The sequence below is a fragment of the Tsuneonella litorea genome (genome assembly GCF_025154015.1).
GTDB classification, from domain to species: domain Bacteria; phylum Pseudomonadota; class Alphaproteobacteria; order Sphingomonadales; family Sphingomonadaceae; genus Tsuneonella; species Tsuneonella litorea.
Genome location: NZ_JAOAMV010000005.1, coordinates 108792 through 130144 on the forward strand (window position 1 = coordinate 108792; position 21353 = coordinate 130144).

Annotated in this window: 20 protein-coding genes; 9 read left to right on the forward strand and 11 right to left on the reverse strand. The window is 69.2% G+C overall.

Annotated elements, in window-relative coordinates; translation table 11 throughout:
• Positions 1-24: 24 nt before the first annotated feature.
• Positions 25-3606, forward strand: coding sequence for a hydantoinase B/oxoprolinase family protein (locus N0B51_RS10785; RefSeq protein WP_259962360.1), 3582 nt, complete (start codon positions 25-27; stop codon positions 3604-3606).
• Entirely contained in the window at positions 3603-4601 is a 999-nt protein-coding gene (locus N0B51_RS10790; protein WP_259962361.1) for a DUF2891 domain-containing protein, read from the forward strand. The genes N0B51_RS10785 and N0B51_RS10790 overlap by 4 nt, the downstream gene beginning before the upstream one ends.
• Here N0B51_RS10790 and N0B51_RS10795 read toward each other — a convergent pair.
• On the reverse strand, positions 4570-5904 hold the full coding sequence (locus N0B51_RS10795; RefSeq protein ID WP_259962362.1) for an MATE family efflux transporter: 1335 nt from the start codon (positions 5902-5904) through the stop codon (positions 4570-4572). The genes N0B51_RS10790 and N0B51_RS10795 overlap by 32 nt on opposite strands.
• Positions 5905-6006: 102 nt before the next feature.
• Between N0B51_RS10795 and N0B51_RS10800 the strand changes: the two genes are divergently transcribed.
• Together N0B51_RS10800 and N0B51_RS10805 are read left to right on the forward strand one after the other, a co-directional pair.
• Complete coding sequence (locus tag N0B51_RS10800; RefSeq protein WP_259962363.1) at positions 6007-6765, forward strand: class II aldolase/adducin family protein; 759 nt, start codon at positions 6007-6009, stop codon at positions 6763-6765.
• A 14-nt stretch (positions 6766-6779) separates the two neighbouring features.
• The gene (locus N0B51_RS10805; RefSeq protein ID WP_259962364.1) at positions 6780-7319 is read left to right on the forward strand and encodes a (2Fe-2S)-binding protein; all 540 of its coding nucleotides are present in this window, start codon (positions 6780-6782) and stop codon (positions 7317-7319) included.
• A 9-nt stretch (positions 7320-7328) separates the two neighbouring features.
• On the opposite strand, the gene N0B51_RS10810 is transcribed toward N0B51_RS10805, so the two are convergent.
• A complete protein-coding gene (locus tag N0B51_RS10810) occupies positions 7329-9410 on the reverse strand; it encodes a TonB-dependent receptor (protein ID WP_259962365.1) in 2082 nt (693 codons plus the stop codon).
• Positions 9411-9542: 132 nt separating this feature from the next.
• Between N0B51_RS10810 and N0B51_RS10815 the strand changes: the two genes are divergently transcribed.
• The gene (locus tag N0B51_RS10815) at positions 9543-9890 is read left to right on the forward strand and encodes an arsenate reductase family protein (protein WP_259962366.1); all 348 of its coding nucleotides are present in this window, start codon (positions 9543-9545) and stop codon (positions 9888-9890) included.
• A 7-nt stretch (positions 9891-9897) separates the two neighbouring features.
• Here the strand turns inward: N0B51_RS10815 and N0B51_RS10820 are convergent, their stop codons facing one another.
• Positions 9898-11250: an MFS transporter gene (locus N0B51_RS10820; RefSeq protein WP_259962367.1), complete on the reverse strand. Its 1353-nt coding sequence runs from the start codon at positions 11248-11250 to the stop codon at positions 9898-9900.
• Between the two features lie 134 nt (positions 11251-11384).
• On the opposite strand from N0B51_RS10820, the gene N0B51_RS10825 reads away from it, so the two are divergent.
• On the forward strand, positions 11385-11987 hold the full coding sequence (locus tag N0B51_RS10825; RefSeq protein ID WP_259962608.1) for a class I SAM-dependent methyltransferase: 603 nt from the start codon (positions 11385-11387) through the stop codon (positions 11985-11987).
• 3 nt (positions 11988-11990) lie between these two features.
• Here N0B51_RS10825 and N0B51_RS10830 read toward each other — a convergent pair whose 3' ends face one another.
• Positions 11991-12818: a glycerophosphoryl diester phosphodiesterase membrane domain-containing protein gene (locus tag N0B51_RS10830; protein ID WP_259962368.1), complete on the reverse strand. Its 828-nt coding sequence runs from the start codon at positions 12816-12818 to the stop codon at positions 11991-11993.
• 66 nt (positions 12819-12884) lie between these two features.
• Between N0B51_RS10830 and lipB the strand changes: the two genes are divergently transcribed.
• Together lipB and N0B51_RS10840 are read left to right on the forward strand one after the other, a co-directional pair.
• A complete protein-coding gene (gene lipB, locus N0B51_RS10835) occupies positions 12885-13550 on the forward strand; it encodes a lipoyl(octanoyl) transferase LipB (protein ID WP_259962369.1) in 666 nt (221 codons plus the stop codon).
• The gene (locus tag N0B51_RS10840) at positions 13547-13846 is read left to right on the forward strand and encodes a hypothetical protein (RefSeq protein WP_259962370.1); all 300 of its coding nucleotides are present in this window, start codon (positions 13547-13549) and stop codon (positions 13844-13846) included. Before lipB ends, N0B51_RS10840 begins: the two co-directional genes overlap by 4 nt.
• Before the next feature lie 3 nt (positions 13847-13849).
• Here the strand turns inward: N0B51_RS10840 and N0B51_RS10845 are convergent, their stop codons facing one another.
• Positions 13850-14959 (reverse strand): alkene reductase, encoded by a 1110-nt coding sequence (locus N0B51_RS10845; protein WP_259962371.1) that lies wholly within the window; start codon positions 14957-14959, stop codon positions 13850-13852.
• A 51-nt stretch (positions 14960-15010) separates the two neighbouring features.
• On the opposite strand from N0B51_RS10845, the gene N0B51_RS10850 reads away from it, so the two are divergent.
• On the forward strand, positions 15011-15925 hold the full coding sequence (locus tag N0B51_RS10850; RefSeq protein ID WP_259962373.1) for a DMT family transporter: 915 nt from the start codon (positions 15011-15013) through the stop codon (positions 15923-15925).
• Positions 15926-15958: 33 nt separating this feature from the next.
• Here N0B51_RS10850 and N0B51_RS10855 read toward each other — a convergent pair whose 3' ends face one another.
• The 6 genes from N0B51_RS10855 to N0B51_RS10880 form a co-directional block, all read right to left on the reverse strand.
• The gene (locus N0B51_RS10855; RefSeq protein ID WP_259962374.1) at positions 15959-17290 is read right to left on the reverse strand and encodes a DUF2254 domain-containing protein; all 1332 of its coding nucleotides are present in this window, start codon (positions 17288-17290) and stop codon (positions 15959-15961) included.
• A gap of 28 nt (positions 17291-17318) precedes the next feature.
• Positions 17319-18305, reverse strand: a complete 987-nt coding sequence (nadA, locus tag N0B51_RS10860) for a quinolinate synthase NadA (protein WP_259962375.1) — start codon at positions 18303-18305, stop codon at positions 17319-17321.
• Positions 18306-18372: 67 nt separating this feature from the next.
• Positions 18373-19155, reverse strand: a complete 783-nt coding sequence (locus N0B51_RS10865; RefSeq protein WP_259962376.1) for a hypothetical protein — start codon at positions 19153-19155, stop codon at positions 18373-18375.
• 83 nt (positions 19156-19238) lie between these two features.
• Positions 19239-19940, reverse strand: coding sequence for a DUF4230 domain-containing protein (locus tag N0B51_RS10870; RefSeq protein ID WP_259962377.1), 702 nt, complete (start codon positions 19938-19940; stop codon positions 19239-19241).
• On the reverse strand, positions 19925-20797 hold the full coding sequence (locus tag N0B51_RS10875; protein ID WP_259962378.1) for an MBL fold metallo-hydrolase: 873 nt from the start codon (positions 20795-20797) through the stop codon (positions 19925-19927). Before N0B51_RS10875 ends, N0B51_RS10870 begins: the two co-directional genes overlap by 16 nt.
• A gap of 61 nt (positions 20798-20858) precedes the next feature.
• The gene (locus tag N0B51_RS10880; RefSeq protein WP_259962379.1) at positions 20859-21314 is read right to left on the reverse strand and encodes a DUF1465 family protein; all 456 of its coding nucleotides are present in this window, start codon (positions 21312-21314) and stop codon (positions 20859-20861) included.
• Between the last annotated feature and the right edge of the window lie 39 nt (positions 21315-21353).

Genomic DNA, 21353 nt, shown 5'->3' on the forward strand with positions numbered 1-21353 from the left:
CCGGTCATGCGGCATAGCGGGGCGATGGCCGATTCCCCCTGCTGGCAATTCTGGATCGACCGCGGCGGCACGTTCACCGACGTCGTCGCGCTCAGCCCCGAAGGCACGCTCACGTCTGCCAAGCTCCTGTCCGAAGACCCGGCGCATTACGACGATGCGGCGATCGAGGCGATGCGGCGGCTGACCGGTTGTCGGGATGGCCCCCTGCCGCCAGCCGACGTGCGCATCGGCACCACGATCGCGACCAACGCCCTACTCGAGCGCAAGGGCGAGCCGGTGCTGCTGGCGGTCACGAAGGGTTTCGGAGACCTGCTGGCGATCGGCACGCAGGAGCGGCCTGACATCTTCGCGCTCGACATCCGGAAGTCCCCCCCGCTTCCCGGCGACGTGATCGAGATCGACGAGCGGGTGACGCACGAAGGCGAGGTCCTGCGCGAACTCGACCGGGCCGAAGCGCTGGCCGGCCTCAGGGCTGCGCGCGCGCGCGGCTTCCGGGCTGTCGCCATCGCGCTGATGCACGGCTACCGGCACCCTGCGCACGAGGAGGCGCTGGCCGACCTCGCCGCCGACGCGGGGTTCGACGAGATTGCCGTGAGCCACCGCGTCTCGCCGCTCCAGAAGCTCGTCGGCCGGGCCGACACGACCTGCGCCGACGCGTACCTGTCGCCCGTCCTGCGGCGCTACGTCGAGGGGTTCACCGCCGCCCTCGGGGCAGAGCACGACCCGCTGTTCATGCAATCGGGCGGCGGGCTCGCCGCGGGGCGGGCGCTGCGGGGCAAGGACGCGATCCTTTCCGGCCCGGCAGGGGGCATCGTCGGCATGGCGGAAACCGCGAAGGCCGCGGGGCACGGGCGCGTCATCGGGTTCGACATGGGCGGCACCTCAACCGACGTCTCGCTCTTTGCGGGGGCCTACGAACGCGACAGCGAGAACCGGGTAGCGGGCGTGCGGATCCGCGCGCCGATGCTCCGCATCCACACGGTCGCGGCAGGCGGCGGCTCGGTGTGCCGGTTCGACGGCGCGCGATTCCTTGCCGGACCCGAGAGCGCGGGCGCGCAACCGGGCCCTGCCTGCTACCGCCAGGGCGGGCCGCTGACGGTGACCGACTGCAACCTGGTCCTCGGCAAGCTCCAGCCCGATTTCTTCCCGCCGGTGTTCGGGCCGGGAGCGGACCAGCCGCTCGATCCCGCCGCCGCGGCGGCGCGGATCGACGCGGTGCTGGCCGAGGTCGAGGCGGCGACCGGCCGGGTCATGACCCGCGAGGAAGCGGCCGAGGGGTTCGTGGCTGTCGCGGTGGCCCAGATGGCGCAGGCGATCCGCGCGATCTCGGTCGCCAAGGGGCACGACGTCGCCGGCTTCGCGCTCAGCTGCTTCGGCGGAGCGGGCGGCCAGCACGCCTGCCTCGTCGCCGATGCTCTGGGGATCGACACGGTGCTGGTCCATCCGCTCGCGGGCGTCCTTTCCGCCTATGGCACGGGCCTCGCCGATCGGCGCGCGGTGCGGGAGGAAACGCTTGGCGTGCCGCTCGACGGGTGCGGCGCGGTGCTGGCTCAAACGGCGGCGCGCATCGCGGGGGAAGCCCGCGCCGACCTCGTGGAACAGGGTGTCGATTCCGCCTGCGTCGAGATCGAAGGGGAAGCGCATATCCGGCTCGCGGCGGGCGACAGCGCGGTGGCCGTGCCGCTCGGCGAGGAAGCGGCGATGCGCGCGGCCTTCGCCGCGGTCCACCGCGCGCGCTTCGGATACGACACCGACGCCCCGCTCACGCTCGACATGGTGCGGATCGAGGCGGTCGCGCCGAGCGGTCACCATCCCCAGGCAGACTTCGCCGCCCCGTCCGGGGCCGGCGATCCACTGGCCGAGGTCCGCTGCACGATGGCGGGCAAGGCGCAGGCGACCCCGGTGTACGAGCGCAACGGACTGGGGGCGGGGCGGACGATCGACGGCCCGGCGCTGGTTATCGACCCGGTCTCGACGCTGGTGGTCGAGCCGGGCTGGTCGGCCACGCTCGGGAGCGACGGCGCGCTGACCCTTTCGCGCACCCGCGCCCCGCGCAGCAGGGCTGCCGGGGCCGACGTCGATCCCGTGCGGCTGGAGATCTTCGGCGGCCTGTTCATGGGGATCGCCGAGGAGATGGGCGCCGCGCTCCAGCATTCGGCAAGCTCGGTCAACATCCGCGAACGGCTCGATTTCTCGTGCGCGGTGTTCGACCGAAACGGCAATCTCGTTGCCAACGCGCCGCACATCCCGGTGCATCTCGGCTCGATGGGCGACAGCGTGCGCACTGTCATCGCCAACCGCGCGGGTGCGATGAAGCCGGGCGATGCCTATGCGCTCAACGCGCCCTACGCGGGCGGCACCCACCTGCCCGACATCACCGTCATCGCACCGGTCTTCGTCGATGGCGGGACGGAACCCGCGTTCTTCGTCGCCGCGCGGGGCCACCACGCCGACATCGGCGGGATTTCGCCCGGCTCGATGCCCTCGAACTCGACGCGGATCGAGGAGGAGGGCGTGGTGCTGAACGATGTCCTGATCGCCCGGGACGGGCGTTTCCTGGCGGCGGACCTGCACGCCCTGCTGTCGGGCGGGCCGCATCCGGCGCGCAACATCGACCAGAACCTCGCCGATCTCGCCGCGCAGGTAGCGGCGTGCCGCCGCGGCAGCGAGCGATTGCTCGAACTGGTGGCGGCCCACGGCGAGATGACCGTCGCCGCCTACATGGGCCACCTGCTCGATTTCGCGGACCGCGCGGTGCGCGACCTGCTCGGCCGGCTGACGGGCGGGGCGCACGCGGTCGAGATGGACAACGGCGCCACGATCCGCGTCGCGGTGCGCGTCGATCGCACGGCCGGCCGCGCCACGATCGACTTCGCCGGGACAAGCGGGCAGTTGGCCGACAACTTCAACGCGCCGCGCCCGGTGGTTCGCGCGGCCTGCCTCTATGCCGTGCGGACGCTGCTCGACACCGCGATACCGCTGAACGACGGGTTCCTGCGCCCCATCGAGCTGCGCGTACCCGATCGATCGATGCTCGCGCCCGAATGGCCGGCGGCGGTCGTCGCCGGGAATGTCGAGACGAGCCAGGCGATTACCGACGCGCTGCTCGGCGCGTTCGGGGCCGAGGCAGGCAGCCAGGGGACCATGAACAACTTCACTTTCGGCGATGCCTCCCGGCAGTACTACGAGACGATCGCCGGAGGTTCGGGCGCGGGGCCTTGCTTCGACGGGGCCGACGTGGTGCAAACCCACATGACCAACAGCAGGCTGACCGACCCTGAGGTGCTCGAGGCGCGCTTCCCGGTGCTGGTCGACTCGTTTTCCATCCGCAAGGGATCGGGCGGCGCGGGCGCGCATCGCGGCGGCGACGGCGCCACGCGGCGGATCCGGTTCCGCAGCGCGATGCGCGCGAACATCCTGTCGAACCGCCGCCGCGTGCCGCCCGCCGGGCTCGCGGGCGGGGAAGACGGCGCCCCCGGCGTCAACCGGATCGAGCGCGCCGACGGCAGCGTCGAGCGGCTCGACGCGACCGCCTCGGCCGATCTTGCTGCGGGCGACGTGTTCGTGATCGAGACGCCGGGCGGCGGCGGCTGGGGCGCGCCATGACGCTCTCGCAGGACCAGGCCCGCGCGTTCGCGCAGCTCACGTTGCCCAACCTCACCCGGCGCTGGCCGTTCAAGCTCGACCAGGTCCTCGGCGGGCAGGAAGACCTCGTCGCCCCTGCCGAACTGCACCCGGTGTTCCACGGCAGCTTCGACTGGCATTCGTGCGTCCACGGCTACTGGCAGGTCCTGCGCCTCGCGCGGATGTTCCCCGAGATGCCCGAGGCGAGGGATATCCGCGTGCTCGCCGACGCGATGCTGGTCCCCGGGAAAATTGCCGGCGAGATCGCGCGGTTCGATCGCCCGGACGGGCGCGGGGCGCACCGGCCCTACGGCTGGGCGTGGCTCCTTGCGCTCCACGACGAGGCGGCGCGCCACGATGCGCCGTGGGCAGCCGCGCTCGAACCGCTGGCGGCCAGGCTCGCGGAGATGATGGCCGATTATCTCGACCGGCTGACGTACCCGATCGTGACCGGCACCCACGGGAACAGCGCGTTTGCCATGCTGCTCGCTTTCGACTGGGCGCAATCGCGCGATCCCGACCTTGTGGCCCGCATACGCGAGCGCGCGCTCGAGTGGTTCGGCGGGAGGACGGCTCACTGCGGGTGGGAACCGGGGGGCGACGAGTTCCTCTCGCCCGCGCTGACCGTGGCCCTCTTGATGGGCCGCGTGCTCGATCCTGCGGCCTACGCCGCCTGGTTCGCCAACTTCCTGCCCCGCGCCGCGCACGAGGAACCGGCACCGCTGTTCGTGCCCGTCCGGGTGTCGGACAGGACCGACGGCAAGATCGCCCATCTCGATGGGCTCAACCTGTCGCGGGCGTGGTGCTGGCAGGGGGTGGGTGCGGCGCTCGGCGAGCCGGGCCGTTTCGCCGAGGTCGCCGAGCGGCACGTCGCCGCCAGCCTGCCGCACATCGGCGACGACTACATGGGCTCGCACTGGCTCGCGAGTTTCGCGCTGCTCGCGCTCACCGGCGGGACAGCATTCGCCAGGCGATGAACGCGGCGAGCGCGCCGCCGACCACGTTGGCCGCCAGTTCGCCCGTGTAGATCGCGGACGATCCCCACGCGGGGCGCAGCACCCATGCGACCGGCAGCATCACGAGGAAGACCCGCGCAAAGCTCTGCCCGAGCGACCAGTTGGCCTTGCCGATCGCGTTCAGCGCGCCGTTGGCGACGATCAGCAGGCCGAACCCGGCATAGCCCCACGCGGCGATGCGCATGTAGCGGGCGAATTCGCCGATCACCCCGGGGTCATCGGTGAAAAAGCCGGCGAACCATTCGCCGGCGGCGAACATCACGGCCGCCAGCGCCAGCCCGTAGGCGGCACAGAACGCTCCCGCTTCGAAAAATGCTCTGCGTGCCCGGTCGTGCTGCCCGGCACCCCAGTTCTGCCCGACGATGGCACCGATCGAGGCCGACAGCGCCAGCAGCGGCACGGTCGCGAAGCTCTGCAGCCTCCCGGCCGCGCCATACCCGGCGACGGCCTCCTGGCCCTGGCTCGCCAGGAGCGCGGTCAGCACGGACAGGCCGATCGGGTTGATCGCGTTCGAGAACGCGGCCGGTCCGGCCACGCTCACGATGTTGCGCACCGCCTTGCCGAGCCGCGCCTTTCGCACGAGGGCCGGGTTCAGCGGCAGGTGGGTGCCGCGCACCAGCCAGGCCGCCAGCATGACCGCGAGGAGATAGCCGATCGTGGTCGCCCAGGCGGCGCCCGCGACCCCGAGCGCCGGGACGCCGAGGCCCCCGGTGATGAGCAGCGGATCGAGCACCCAGTTCGCCGCCGCATAGGTCACCGCGACGGCGGAGGTACGCTTCGCCTCTCCCTGCGCCCGCAGCACGCCGTTGAGGCCCATCTGCAGCAGCAGCACGGGCAGTCCGAGCGCGAAGGGACCCATGTAGCGCGCAATCAGCGGCATCAGGCTGGCGGGCGCCTGGAGCAGGCGGAAGAGGGGATCGGTGAGCAGCCAGAGCGCGAGGCCCATGAACGCTCCCAATGCGAGCGCGAACGCCACCCCGACGTTCGCCTGCCGTGCCGCCCGGGCCGTGTCCCCTGCACCGATCGCCCGCGCAACGACCGAGTTGACCCCGACCATCACGCCCACCCCAAGGCTCGCGAGCGAGATGGTCACGGGAAAGATGAACGACATCGCCGCCAGTTCCGCGCTGCCGAGCTGCCCGACGAAGTATGCATCGACGAGCCCGACCGACATCAGCGCGGCCGAGGCGACGACCATCGGCAGCGTCTGGGTTACGAGATGGCCGCGGATGCTTCCGCACGTCAGTCTGGCCGCCTCGCTCATCGCGGCAGCGCGGTAGCGCGGTAGCGCGGTGCGGCCAAGCCGCTTGTGCGCGCGCGGGGAGCCATGCGATAGATGGCAAAACGCAATCGGAGGAGAGGCGCGATGGCCACCCAGCTCAAACCCCGCATCGAATGCAGCGACGCCGAGTGGGAGGCCCGGCAGGACCTTGCCGCCTGTTATCGGATATTCGACCTGATGGGCTGGTCGGAATCGATCTACAACCACATCAGCCTGAAGGTGCCGGGAGAGGACAACGCGTTCCTGATCAATCCGTTCGGGCTGCTCTACGAGGAAGTGACCGCGTCGAACCTCGTCAAGATCGACATCGACGGCAACGTGCTGGCCGGCAACTACCCGGTGAACAAGGCCGGGTTCACCCAGCACGCCTATTTCCATCGCCACCTCGATTGGGCGCACGCGATCTGCCACACCCACACGACCGAAGCGATGGCCGTGTCCAGCCACAAGGGCGGGCTGCTGCCGATCAGCTTCTACGCCTGCAACTTCCAGGGCCAGATCGGCTATCACGATTTCGAGGGCGTGACCGTCCGCGAGGAGGAGGGCGAGCGGCTGCTCGCCAATCTCGGCAGGAACCGCATCCTCATGCTGCGCAACCACGGGCCGGTCGTCCTGGGCCGCACGATCCGCGAGATGTTCGTCCAGGCCTGGGCGCTGCAACGTGCCTGCGAGATCCAGGTCGCGACGCTGAGCCAGGGCGATCCGATCATGGTCCCGCAGGATGTGATCGATGTGCACCAGCGCGACATCGGCCAGGCGCAGGCTCCGGGCGGCCCGGGCTACGCCGATTTCGAGGCGTGGAAGCGCAAGGTCGACCGGATCGACCGTTCGTGGCGCGACTGATCCGCTAGCGTTCCGTGACCGCGCTCACCGTCAACGGGCGGCCCGTCCGCTTCGACATCGATCCCGATACCCCGCTGCTCCACGCTTTGCGCGAGGCGGCGAACCTGACCGGGACGAAATACGGCTGCGGGACGGGCGATTGCCATGCCTGCACCGTGATCGTCGACGGCGAGGCGCTGCGCAGTTGCCTCGTCACGATCGCCGAGGCCGAGGGACGCTACGTCACCACGATCGAGGGCCTCAGCCGCGATCGCAGCCACCCCGTGCAGCAGGCGCTGGTCGCGGAAGCGGCGATCCAGTGCGGGTTCTGCACGCCGGGCATCGCCATGGCGGCCGCCGCGTTGCTCGCCAAGAACGCCGACCCGTCCGAGGCCGAGATCAAGGCGGCGTTGCCGCACTTGTGCCGCTGCGGGGTCTATCCGCGGCTCGTCCGCGCGGTCCAGCGGGCGGGGCGGGTGGCCCGGCGCGCGGAGACGATCAGTGCCGCCCCCGCGCCCGGGATCAGTGCCGACGACGCCGCGCGCGCCGTCCCGGCCATGGACCCGGACGGCTGACGCGGATTCCTAGAGCTTCACCTTCACGCCCAGCCGCACGCTGAACGGCTCGCCCGGCTGGATGTTGTTGTCGCCGTGCGCGCTCGGATAGTAGTTCGCGTCGAACAGGTTCTCGACGTTGAGCTGAAGCGCGAATCGGTCCGACAGGTCGAGGAAGGCAGCCGCGTCGACGCGCACCCAGTCCGGCAGGACCACGGCGTTGCTGATCGAGGCGAACTGCTTGGCCTGGTAGACGGCGCCGAGCCCGAATCCGAGCCGGTCGGTCACGTCGTAACGGGTCCACGCGCTGGCCTGGTGGCGCGGGAGCTGTTGCAGCCGGCGGCCCGCCGGGGCGGACGTCGTCGCCGAGCGGATCTCGCCGTCTAGGTAGGTGTAGCCGAGGCTGGCCTGCCAGTCGGGCAGCAGGCGACCGACGAGGCTGGCCTCGAAGCCTTCCACCCGGCTCGAACCGGTCAGGACGGTGAAGCCCGGGTTGAGCGGATCCGCCGCCCGGGTGTTCGACCGGTCGACCCGGAACAGCGCCGCGGTGGCGAAGAGGTCGGGCGTGACGGCGTACTTGGCGCCCAGCTCCAGGTTCTCGAACTTTTCGGGCTTGAGGCTCGCGGTAGTGGTGTCGAGGACGGTGAACTGGTCACCCGACTGCGGCAGGAAGCTGGTCGCGTAGCTCGCGTAGAGCGACAGTGATTCCTGCGGCTTGATCACGACGCCGAGGCGCGGGCTCCACTTGCGGTCGGTGCGCGAAAGCGGAAGGTTGCTCATCAGATTGACGCTGTCGAGCGCGAATTCGTCGTACCGGACGCCGCCGATCAGCTGCACCATGCCGAGGTCGATCTGGTCCTGGACGTAGCCCGACACGAAGTCGAGCTGCGAGGTCGACGATCGCACGAGCGGCCCGGCCATCGCCGAAGGGACCGCCAGCCGCCGCGCGAGATCGACCGTCACGGTCGTGGCGCCGCCGCCGAAGTCGATGTCGGTGCGCCGGGCGTCGGTATCCTGCCGCCCCGCTTCGAATCCGACGAGCAAGGTATGCGCAGCGGGTCCCGTTTCACCCTGCCACACGAGATTGCCCTGCACGATGCGGTTCTGTCGATCGGTCCCGCTGGTGTAGCCCCCGAGCCGCGCGGTCGTCGCGGTGGTTCCCGAGCTCGGCACGACGTTCGCGTAGAAGAGCGCGTAATCGGCGAACTGCCCCGTCAGGTTGAAGGACAGCGAATCGGAGAAGTCGTGATCGAGCCGGAGGCGGGCGATGTGGATCGCGTTGGTCGCCAGGTTGAAGTCGGGGTCGCCGAAGAAGGTCCGGTCGTACCCGTAGAGCGGCTCGCCGTTCAGCGAAGGATTGCCGCGATCGGTGACGCGGCGGTCGTCGTTGTAGGTGTAGAACGCGCTGAGCCGGGTATTTTCCCCGAGCGCGGCCGAGACGGTGGGGGAAACGCCGATGAGGCGTCCTTCCGAAAAGTCGCGGGCGTTGTCGAACTCCTCGTAAGTCGCGTTGATCCGCGCCGCCGCCTCGGGGCCGATGGGCTGGTTGAGGTCAGTCGCGAGCGCGAAGGCGCCGAAGGTGTCTGCACTGGCGTCAAATCCCACGAACTGGCTCGCGGGATCGGCGACCTTGCTCACCCGGTTGACCACGCCGCCGCCGCCGCCGCGGCCGAAGATCAGCGCGTTGGCGCCCTTGAGCACCTCGATCCGCGAAACGTTGTAGAGCGAGCGGTAGTACTGCGCGTCGTCGCGCAATCCGTCGAGATAGAAGTCGGCGGTCGTCGCCTGACCGCGGATGAAGATCTGGTCGCGATGCCCTTCGCCGGTGTCGAGGGTGACGCCGGGAACGTAGCGCAGGGCGTCGGACAGCTGGGTGATCGCCTGGTCGTCGAGCTGGTCCTCGGTAATCACGGCGACCGTCTGCGGCACGTCGATCAGCGGGGTGGGGGTCTTCGTCCCGGTCGAGCCGTCCTCGCTCGCATAGCCGTCGCGCTGGCCCACGACGAGGATGTCGCCCGGCAAGTAGTCCCCGGGGGCCGAATCGGCGGCAAGTGCGGGAGCGGACAGGGACGATGCGCAGGCGAGCGCGGCGCGCAAGATGGTCGACCTCATGAACAATTCCTTATTGCGATTCATTCTCGATTGCAGGGGCCTCTATTGAGAATAATTCGCATTCACAACCCCTATCCTGCGTTGGCGGAAGGTTTTTTGCGCGCTAGCGGGGAAGCCGAAGGAGAATGACCGATGAAAGCGACGATCTGGCACAACCCGCAATGCGGCAAGTCGCGGGCCACCCTGGCGATTCTCCAGGCCCGCGACGACGTCGACCTGACGGTAGTCGAGTATCTCAAGAACCCGCCCAGCCGGGAAAAGCTGGCCCAGCTTTACCGCGACGCGGGGATCGCGCCGCGCGAGGGGGTTCGGACGTTCAAGACAGATGCCGAGGAGCGCGGCCTGACCCGTGCCGACGACGCGACCGTGCTCGACGCGATGGAAGCCGATCCCCGGCTGATCGAACGGCCGCTGGTCGAAACGCCCCTGGGCGTAAGGCTATGCCGGCCCCCGGAAAAGGTCGCCGAGATACTCCCCTGACCCCGCGTCAGCCTGCGCGCGGGCTCTCGATCACGGCGTCCGGGTCAAGCGCGCGCCAGCCGTGAACGAAGACCGCGGCGCAGAGCGCTGCGATCGTCGCGAAGCCGATCGTTTCGTGGTGCCCGTAGAGCCACACGCCCAGCGCCGGGGCGACGATGTAGGCCGCCCCGTTGAGCGAGGCGACGATGCCGCCGACCTGGCCCTGTTCCGCCCGGCTTACCGCCAGCGACGCACCCGCGGTGAATCCCGGCCGGTAGAGGCCGAACCCCATCGAGGCGATCGCCATGCCGAGCGCGATCGCGTGAAGCGAATGGGACAGGGAAAAAAACACCACGCCCACGAGTGCCATCGCCATGCCCCACATCGTCGAGGAGCGGGGGCCGAGCTTCAGCATCGGGATCAGGCCCCATTGCGACAGCAGGGTCGCGATCGCGCCGCACATGAGCACGAGGCCGATGGGCCCGGTGCCCGCCTGGGGATCGGCGCGCAGCCCCAGCCGGTCGAGCACGAAGAACCCGGCGATGCCCAGGAACGCAGCCTGGGCATGGCCGCCGACGAGGCCCGCCACGAGCCACGGGCGCAGGCGCCTGTCGCGCCACGAGAGGTCGGGAATGTCGCCTCCGACCCCATCGGCGGGTCCTTCGTCCCGGTCTTGCACCCGCGGGTTGGAATTGGCGCTGAACGGCGCGGTCACCACGTCGCCCCGCGCGGCGAACTGGGGATCGTCGTTGGGCAGGCTCGCCCGCAGCGCGATCAGCACGACGACGCCGAGAACTGCGAAGGCGAAGAAGGGGCCGACGAGGCCGGTCGCCGGGAACACCAGCAGCGGCGCCACGGCGGGGCCGATCACCGTGCCGAGGCCGAAGCTCGACGCGATCAGCGCCATCGCCTGGGTCCGCTCGGCGCGGGGCGTGCGGCTGGCGACATAGGCCTGCACCGCGGGGGGCGCGGCAGATCCGAACCCGCCGTAGAGGCTGCGCGATGCCGCGAACAGCAACAGGGTCCACAGCGCCGGCAACCAGCCGTTGAGGCCCAGCCACAGCATCAGCCCGCACAGCGCGAAGCTGGAGATGAACCCGAAAAGGCCCAGCGCCATCATCGCCTTGCGCCCACGCTTGTCTGAGCGGCGCGCCCAGATCGGCGCGCAGGTCACCCACAATAGCGCCGACCAGGTGTAGGCGAGACTGATCCAGACGTCGGCGACGCCGAGCTCGGTGCCGATCGACGGCATCACCGACTGCATCGCGGTATTGCCGGCCGCGGTGACCAGCATGACGACGAAGAGCAGCGCCATCCGCTCGTGCGAGATCGGCTTGCGCGGCGCCTCGACGGGCGGAACGGGGGCATCGGCTTCGGCCATTTCCGACCGGCTAGCCGCGTGGGTCCAAGCTTGCAATCAGGCAGCGAAGCTGCCAGTTCCTGCGGCCGTTGATGGCCCTGTCTCACGGGGTGCCGGACAGGGCGCGTTGCTTGAACAATTCCAGTGATTTCGCGATTCGCCGGGGCGAGACCGCAGGCAGTCGCCTCGCGCGCTTCTTCGGCCAGTGGGGCGTCTTTTTCCGCGGTTTCGTCGAACATCCCAAGATGGTCGGCTCGATCATCCCGTCGTCGCGCTTCACCATCGCCAAGATGCTCGGGCCGGTTAAGTGGGACGAGTGCAAGCTCTTCGTCGAGTACGGTCCGGGGGTCGGCACCTTCTGCCGGCCGGTCCTCGAACGACTGCGCCGCGACGGGTCGCTGATCGTCATCGATACCAACCCGCTCTACATCGACTACCTGAAGAAGACGATTTCCGACGGCCGCTTCCACGCGGTGCTCGGCAGCGCGGCTGACGTCGAGGAGATCGTCCGGGCGCACGGCTTCGACCACGCCGATTACGTGCTGTCGGGCCTGCCGTTCTCGACCCTGCCGGACGGGGTCGGGCCGGAAATCGCCGCTGCCACGCACCGCGTGCTGCGATCGGGCGGCGCGTTCCTGGTCTACCAGTTCAGCGCGGCCGCGCGTGATTTCATGGCCAAGCACTTCGCCCGCATCGACAGCGGGTTCGAGGCGCTGAACGTGCTTCCCTGCCGCCTGTTCTGGGGCTGGAAGGACTGACGCCTAGCTGAAGGTCTCGCTTACGGTTTCCGGCGCAGCGCCGGTGAGCTGGCGGTGCACCGCGGCCAGCACGGCGAGGAAGACGGTGTAGAAGGCCGCATTGACCAGGCCCGAGACGAGCGCGTTGCCGACCAGCGCGACTTCGGGTCCGGCAAGCGCCAGTGCCAGCCCGATCACCATGCCAAGGACCCCTCCGACCACGACGACGGCGACGAACAGGAGGAAGACGAACAGGAACAGCCTGATCGAATTGCCCTTCGTCAGGCGCCAGGACCGCCCCATCGCCGCCAGCGGATTGACTACCCGCTCGATGGCGATGACCGGGGGCACCATCAGGAACTTCGTGAACAGGTAGATGAACGCCACCAGCGCCACGATGCCGAGCAGGGCGCCCGCGGCGACCGAAACGCCCACCCCGACCGCGATCGGGACGAGCAGAAGCAGCCCGTAAAGGCAGCTCATCAGCAGCTGGGCGCCGAAATAGGGCAGGAGCATCTTCAGGCCGATTGCCAGCGCTTCCCCCACCGTCGGCCGGGTGCGGTCGGACAGCAACGCCAGCAGGCCCAGCACGCCGATCGTCTGCAGCACGACCATGATGAGCAGCAGCCACCAGAACTGGCCGTAGAGGCCGATCATCGCCTGGCCCATCGCCTTGGGATCAGGGTTGCTGGCCTGGGCCGCTTCGAGCGCGGTCATCTCGTTCGAGAAGACGAGCGTGAACGCGACATAGGGCAGGAAGAAGAATACCCCGGCCACGATCAGCAGCACCTGGCGGTTCGCCGCCAGCAGGCGCACCGCCTCGTTCCACGCCGCGCCCATGTCGAATTTCATCCCTTTGTCCCCTCGCATCAACTTACCGTCTTGATAACCGCGCGAAGCGGCTCCACGCAATCGGCGATGTCGACAAAGCTTCCGCAAGGGATCGAACTGCGCGTTTCGGACGAGCGGGTGCCCTACCGGGCCGCGCTCGCGGAGATGGAGGCGCGCAACCGCGCGATCGCCGCGGGCGAGGCGGAGGAGCTCGTCTGGCTGCTCGAGCATCCGCCGGTCTACACCGCCGGCACCAGCGCGGCGGCCGACGAGATGCTCGACCCGCGGTTCGAGGTGGTCGAGGCCGGCCGCGGCGGGCGCTACACCTATCACGGGCCGGGCCAGCGGATCGGCTATGTGCTGATCGACCTGTCGAAGCGCGGCAAGGACGTGCGCAATTTCGTCCACTCGCTCGAGGGGTGGGTGATCGCGGCGCTCGGCGATCTTGGGGTGGAATGCTGGCGGGCGCCGGGCCGCATCGGGATCTGGACCCGCGACGTCGACGGTGCGGAAGCGAAAATCGGCGCTATCGGGGTCCGCGTGCGCCGCTGGGTCACGATGCACGGCTTTTCGGTGAACCTGTCGCCCGACCTTGCCCACTTCGCCGGTATCGTGCCCTGCGGGATCGCCGAATACGGGGTCACCAGCATGGAGAAGCTCGGCAAGCCGCTTGCAACGAGCGCATTCGATGCGGCATTGCTGGCGCGTGCCGGCGAATTTCTCGCCGCGCTCAAGCCCTGCGAGACCGCGTGACCAAGACCCGCCGCCTGATTGCCCTGCCGCTCGTCCTTGCCATCGCGGCCTGCGGCGGGAACGACGCCGGGGCCGAAGGCGAACGCAAGACCGCCGCGGGCGAGGTGCTCGGCGGCTCGATCAGCGACGACATGCTGCCGCTCGACACGCTGACTTCGCAAAGCCCGCCGCTGCGCGAGAAGGCTGATGCGGAAACCAGGAAATCGCCGTCCGCCGAAGCGGCGGACGCCCCGGCGGAGGCGAGTGATCCATCCGCGGCCCCTGCTGAGGCCGCGGAGCCGCCACCCGGCGAATAGCCGCTACTCAGCGGCGACCCGCTCCTCGTCCATCGTCGGGTAGTCGACGTAGCCCGCGGGGCCGGGCAGGTACCAGCTCTTGGGCACGTTCACATTGGGTGCCCACTCGGCGCCCACGCGAATGCGCTCGGGCAGGTCGGGGTTCGAGATGAACGGCCGGCCAAAGCTGACCGCGTCGCAGCGACCGCATTCGATGTCGGCAGCGGCCTGTTCGGCCGTATAGTCGCTGTTGAGGACGAGCGGACCGGTGTAGATCCCCCGGATAACGCCGTCCTGCTGGGGCGTCTCGGTCTGGCCGAAGGTGCCGTCCGGCCCCGGTTGACGCAGTTCGACGAAGCCCAGCTTCAAGTCCTCGCACACCTGTGCCGCCGCGCCGAAGGTGGCGGCCGGATTGCTGTCGTCGCACCCTTGCGTTTCGCCGTTGGGTGACAGGCGCACCGAAACGCGGGGCGCGCCCCAGACCTCCACCAGCGCGGTCAGCACCTCGCGCAGGAAGCGCGCGCGGTTTTCCGGCGGGCCGCCGTATTCGTCGGTCCGCAGGTTGGTCGAATCGCGCAGGAACTGGTCGACGAGGTAGCCATTGGCGCCGTGCAGCTGGACCCCGTCGAACCCGGCCGCCTTCGCGTTCTCGGCGGCCTTGCGGTAGTCCGCGACGACCCGCGCGATATCCTCGACCGACAGCGCGCGTGCCTGTTCGTGGTCCTGCCGCCCGGTCGGCGTATGCGCGTGACCGGGCGCCTTGGTGGCGCTCGCCGATACCGGGGGATTTCCTTCCAGCATGCTCGGGTGGACGAGCCGTCCCATGTGCCACAGCTGCAGCACGATCGCGCCGCCTTCGGCATGGACCGCGTCGGTCACCTTTTTCCATCCGGCGACGTGGGCATCGGTCCAGATGCCCGGCCCGTTGGGCCAGCCGCGCCCTTCGGGGCTGATCGCGGTCGCTTCCGAGATGATGAGTCCGGCGCCGGCGCGCTGGCGGTAGTATTCCACCATCAGGTCGCTGGGGTCTGCATCGGGATAGTTCGACCGGCCGCGGGTCAGCGGCGCCATGAGGATACGGTTCTTCGCGTGGATCGCGCCGAGGTCGATCGGCTGGAACAGGGCTTCGTGCATGGGCAGTGTTTTCCTGCTGGTTTCGATTGGCAACCCAGCTAGGTGCGACTCATGACCGGCACAACCGCGCGAGCGGACAAGAATAGCTTCTCGGGGGGCGCGTGGCACTTGGCCGCGCTGCTCGGCGGGAACGTTGCGCTGGCGCTCGGCCCGTGGCTGGTCCGCCTGACCGACACGGGGCCGGTCGCTGCCGGATTCTGGCGTATGCTGTTGCCGCTGCCGCTGTTCGCCTGGCTCGCATGGCGCGAACGCGGGCCGGTCCGGCCCCCGCGCAGGGCGGTGCTGGTGCTGCTGGCCGCGGGCGCCTTCTTCGCCGCCGACCTCGCCTGCTGGCACGTCGGGATCGAGCGCACGCGCCTCGGCAATGCCACGCTGTTCGGTAACTCGGGCAGCGTCTTGCTGATGCTGTGGGGTATCGTCGCATTGCGCCGGGCGCCGCGCCGGGCGGAGTGGACGGCGATCGCGGCGGCGCTGGCGGGGGCGGCGATCCTGATGGGACGCAGCCTCGAGATCTCGACCGCGACCCTGGTGGGCGACCTGTTCTGCCTGGCGGCCGGCGTGTTCTACGTCTTCTACCTGATTCCCGCACAGGCGGCGCGCGCAACGATGGGGCAGTGGAGCGTGCTCGGCCTCGTCTGCGCCGCCGCCGCGCCCGCGCTGCTGGCAATCGCGCTCGCGCTCGGCGAGCCGGTCTGGCCGGGCGACGCGGGCTGGCTGCCGGTGATCGGCCTCGCACTGTCGAGCCAGGTCGTCGGGCAGGGCCTGCTGGTCTATTCGATGAAGCACTTCCCGGCGCTGATCGTGGGCATGGCGCTGCTGACCCAGCCCGCGATCGCGGCGGCGGTGGGCTGGCTGGCTTTCGGAGAGACCCTCGGCGGTCCCGATCTTGCCGGGATGGCCCTGGTCAGCGCGGCGCTGGTGCTGGCTCGCACGCGGGCACCGGTGGGGCCGCGGGTGAGGGCCTAGCCTTCGCTCGCGCCCCGTGCCGCGCGGCAGGCGTCACGCGGCAGCAAACGACCTGGCAAAGGCGGCGTGGCGGGCCTCGACCTCGCGGATCTCGGGGCCCGAGAGGTGTATGCGCGCCTGTTCGAGCAGGAGGTCGCCCTGCCGCTCGAGGTCCTTGCGTCGGCTTTCGTCGTCGAGAGTCGAGCCGGCATCGCGCAGCGCGTCGAGCATGACCAGCGCGGCGATCCGGTTCGTCGCCACCCCGCTGCGAATGGCTCCGAACCCGCGGGCGAGGAAGTGCGCATAATCGTCGTTCATCGGGATCACCAGGTCCTCGCCCTCGTCGTCGGCGGCGTTGATCCGCATCCGCAGGTCGCGCGCGCCGATCCGCGCGGTTGCCGCGCCGAGCCAGTGAATGGCGGTGATCGCGGTGAACGGATCGTTGATGCCCGGCGACAATGCTCGCAGGCCGATCTCGACGAGTTCGTCGATCAGGAACTGGAGGTCCTGGTAGGGTGTCCGGGCGCTGCCGAGGGACAGGCAATCGCGTATGTCCTCGTGGGGCGGGTCGTGGCTTTCCCCATCCTCGCCAGGGCACCAGTAGGCGATCGTTACCAGGGGATGGATAAAGTCGCCCGCGCGCACGTCGAGCAGAACCTTGCCCCGATGATCTTCGGCGACGGCGTGCAGCCGCTTGAAGTCGAGCACCTGGACATAGCCGGTGCGCTCGGCGCGCACGGGGACGCCCCCGTTCTTCGACGTGATGCGGTCACCGGTATTGGCGTCGGGGTAGATCTCGTCGATCTCCTTGAGCAGGCGCCGCCCGATCCCGCTGAGGACCGTGTTGATGCGGATCGACGAAGGAACGTGGTTCAGGAAATAGACCAGCACCGCCACCGCAATCGCCATGAGCAGGTAGGCGACCAGCAGCGACAGCTGGGGCACGAATCCGGGCAGCGAATCCTCGCCCGGCGCGAGGAGGGTGGACTCGTCCTCGCGCCGCACGCTGCGCAGCACGGTGATGGCGTAGACGAAGGTCCCGATGAAGGTCGCCAGGCTGATCTGGTTGCCGCGATCCTCCATGAAGTTGTTGAGCAGGCGCGGCCCGTAGTTGCCGCTCGCATAGGCGACCGCCGCGATCGTGATGGAAAACACGGTCGAGGCTACCCCGATCATCGAGCCGGCGATGATGTTGAGCATCGTGCTCGCGCTCTGCGGGCGCGCGGGCTGGATCGCCGATACCTCGCCAAGCCAGCTGGCAAAACCGTTGCGGTCGAGCCAGAGGGTGCAGATAGCCAGCGCCAGCGAGCCCAGCGCGAACAGCGAGGGATAGAACCAGTAACTGGCGTTGACCCGGTGCCAGAATGCCCCGAGTTGCGTCAGCACGCGCCGGCTCCGGACTTCGCCGACCCCATCACACCTTGCCCAGGTCGCCCTTGCCGATCGTGCCGCTCGCCATCTCGAGCATCCGGTCGAGGCTCTGCTTGGCCTTGAGACGCAGGCCTTCCTCGATCTCGATCCGCGGTTCGAGATCGCGCAGGGCGACGTAGAGCTTCTCCATCGTGTTGAGCGCCATGTAGGGGCAGATGTTGCAGCTGCAGTTACCGTCCGCCCCGGGCGCGCCGATGAAGGTCTTCTCGGGCAGCGCCAGCTCCATCTGGTGCATGATGTGCGGTTCGGTCGCGACGATCAGGGTGTCGCCCTCGAAGGTCTTGGCGAACTGGAGGATGCCGCTGGTCGATCCGACGTAATCGGCGTGATCGATAATCGAGGGCGGGCATTCCGGGTGCGCGGCGACCGGCACGCCGGGATGCTGTGCCTTGAGCTTGAGCAGCTCGGTTTCCGAAAACGCCTCGTGCACGATGCACACGCCCGGCCACAGCAGCATCTCGCGATCGAACTTGCGGCTGAGGTAGCCACCCAGGTGTCGGTCGGGGCCGAAGATGATCTTCTGGTCCTTGGGGATCTGGGCGAGGATCGTCTCGGCCGAGGAGCTGGTGACGATCACGTCCGACAGCGCCTTCACCTCGGTCGAGCAGTTGATGTAGGTCAGCGCGATGTGGTCGGGGTGCGCCTCGCGGAACGCCCTGAACTTGTCGGGCGGGCAGGAATCCTCGAGGCTGCATCCGGCATCCATGTCGGGCAGCACGACGATCTTCTCGGGCGAGAGGATCTTGGCCGTGTCGGCCATGAACTTGACCCCGCAGAAGGCGATCACGTCGGCATCGGTGTCTGCCGCCTTGCGGGAAAGCTCGAGGCTGTCGCCGACGAAGTCCGCGATGTCCTGGATCTGGGGTGTCTGGTAATAGTGCGCCAGGATCACCGCGTTGCGCTCCTTGCGCAGGCGGTTGATCTCGGCGAGCAGGTCGTCGCCGGTCGGTACTCTGGTCTCGACGCTCATGTCGGCTCCCGTGGCTGGGTTCGATGATCCCTATACCCGCAACGGGCGAGAGCGCGAGCGCGTTCCGCTACATCTCGAAACCGGGCGGCACGTATGGCTCCAGAGGGCGCTCCGCACCGGGTGTGCCGGCGACCACCCACTCGGTGAACGCGATCCCCGGGGCGCTGTAGGCGAGCAGCATCGAAACCGCGAAGGTCGCGATGTAGATGCCCGTGCCCCACCAGTAGGCGGGGTGGACGCGGCCATGGCGGCGCTTGTCGGCGACAATGGCGATCGCCGGGAAGATCAGCGTCACCAGGAAGGTCACAGTCCACGCCTGCGGGACGAGGGGGAGCGGCATCAGGCGGCCGAGGCCGGGTCCGGTCAGGACCGACATTGCGACCAGCATCAGCCGCCGGTGCCAGCCAGAGTGCCGCGGCCGCAGCAACGCCCACAGGGCAAGCCCCCCGAAACAGGCCAGCAGCATGACGTTGCTGATCAGGAATTCATTGAGCGCGAAGAAGAACGGACCGCCGTGTCGCCGCGCCGCCACGGTCATGATGGTGACCCCGGCCGCGAGCATTGCCGGTATCCAGAGAAATGCGAGCTTGCCCAGCGTGCGGTGCAGGGCGCGCCGCCCCGTCGCGATCGTGAATGCCTGAGTCAGGTAGAGCGCGATCCAGCCCATGAAGATCACGGCATGGACGTGATAGGCGAGCGGCACCGCGAAGGTCGAACGCCCCGTCGCGAGGTTGAGCGAGAAACCGGCGACGATCGTCGCCGCCATCGCGGTCGCCATGATCAAGAAAAACCGGCGTTCGCTGCGCTCGAGCGCCAGCGGCGGCGGCATGTCGGATGCCAGTGTGGCCATGTCCGCGATCCCCCAAATCGACAGACGGCGAACTAGCAGATCGCCTGATCGGCGCCTTGTAGATTTTTACCTGTGCGCGGGGGTCAGTTGGCGGGTGCCTTTTCGCCGTCGAACCGCACGATCACCTTCACGTCGCCGTAGCCCGCGACCTGCAGCGGGATCGCCAGGTTCTGGCGCACCGCCTCCTTTGCCGCCTGCCGCGCCATCGACAGGACCTGCGGGTTCTTGGCGAACTCGGCAGCCTTTTTCTCGGCCTGGAGCGAGTTGTTGCGGGAAAGGTCCTCCGATGCCTCGCGGGTCACCCAGTTGCCTTCGGTAAAGACCTTCTGTTGCGCCTCGTCGAGATTGGGCCTCGAGATCCGCAGCGGGGGCAGGACGACCGAAAGCGTGTCGGTGGCGTCGTCCCAGTCGAACCGGTCGCGGTCCATGCTGCCGAGGTCGAGGCGGTATTCGACCGTTGCCGGAATGATCGAGGCCTGGCGGCTCTTGAGCAGGTCGAGCCCGAGCACGCCGCGGCTGTCGGTGCTTTCGGCGCCGACTTCGAACCGGCTCGAAAACACGGTCAGCGAGTTCTGCTTCTCGAACGCGAGCATCGCGCTGCCGACCGGATCGCCTTCCTCCTGGTAGAAGAACGCGCGCCAGCCAAGCCAGGCAACCGCTGCGAGCAGGACGATGACGAGCAGCCATGGGGTCGCCTGGACCCGGGCACGCGGGCGCTCGTCGACGACGGGCCCGTCACGAGAGAGGCCGGGGTCGGCGCGGGTCTGGTCTAGTGTACTGTCCATGTGTCTCCTGAACGGGCGATCATCCCCCGGCGTTCCAGATCGACCAGGTGCGCGGTGACGCTCATCTCCGCCGCGCCGGTCAGGCCGGGGTCGAGGCCCTTGTACATCCGCGGCACGAACTCGGCGGCCGCATGGGGACCCTCGTTCAATATGCGCAGGATCTGGTTCTCGCGCTGGCGGCGGTGGCCGATCATCCCGCGCACCAGCTGGCGCGGGTTGTCGATCTGCGGCCCGTGCGCGGGATAATAGACCCGGTCCTCCCGGGCGTAGAGCTTGTCGAGGCTCGCCATGTAGGCACCCATGTCGCCGTCGGGCGGAACGACCACGCTGGTCGACCAGCCCATCACGTGGTCGCCGGTGAACAGCGCCCCGCTTTCCTCGAGCGCGAAACACAGGTGGTTCGAGGTGTGTCCCGGCGTCGCGACCGCGCGCAGCGTCCATCCCGGGCCGGTCATCGCCTCGCCGTCGGCCAGGACCCGGTCCGGCGCGTAGGTCCGGTCGAAGGCTGCGTCGGCGCGCGGGCCGCTGTCGTCGAGCACCAGCGGCGCGCAACCGACGATCGGCGCGCCGGTCCTTTCCGTCAGTGGCGCGGCAGCGGGAGAATGGTCGCGGTGGGTATGCGTGCACATGATCGCGGCGATCCTGGCGTCTCCAACCGCGTCGAGGATCGCTTCGATGTGGCGCGGATCGTCGGGTCCGGGGTCAATCACGGCCACGCGATCGCCGGCGCCGACCACGTAGGTCTCGGTGCCGGTGTAGGTGTAGGGCGAGGGGTTGGGCGCGAGCACGCGCTGTACGAGCGGCTCGAGCCGCTCGGCCTTGCCGGTGGGCCATGGTTTCGGAGGAGGACCTGCCATGCCTCCTACTTGGGGGCGGGCGTCGGCGAAGTCGAGGGGGCGGCCTGGCCCTGCGCGCGGCTCAGGCCCCGCCGTACTCGCGGCCGAGCCGTTCGCGCAGGCGGTGGATGGCGGCGGGGCGGACCGCGAAACGGTCTCGCCAGGCCGCATCCAGCCGCGCGATCCGGCCGTGGAAAGCCTCGGTCTCCGCGATCAGAGCGCAGGTTTCCGGTTCGAGCAGGGCGAGCTGTTCGGGATCGGCCGGGCGATCGGGCGGCAGTTCGCCGTGACGGCGCAGCTGGTATTCGCTGAGTTCCCCGCTGAAATAGGCGCGGTGATTGAGCAGCCAGGCGAGCACGTGCATCATCCGCGTGGTCGTGCGCAGTCCTTCGACCGACAGCGCGATGCGGACCAGGTCCTCGTCCCCCGCGCGCGCGGGGGCGAGGTCGAACGCCGAGCGCACCTCGTCGGCGAGCACGAGCGCCTCGCAATAGAGCGCCTCGATGATCGGTTGGTTGATGTCGGTCGGGTTGTTCATCCGGCCTTTACCGCTATCGGCCCGCGAGTCGCGCCGCCA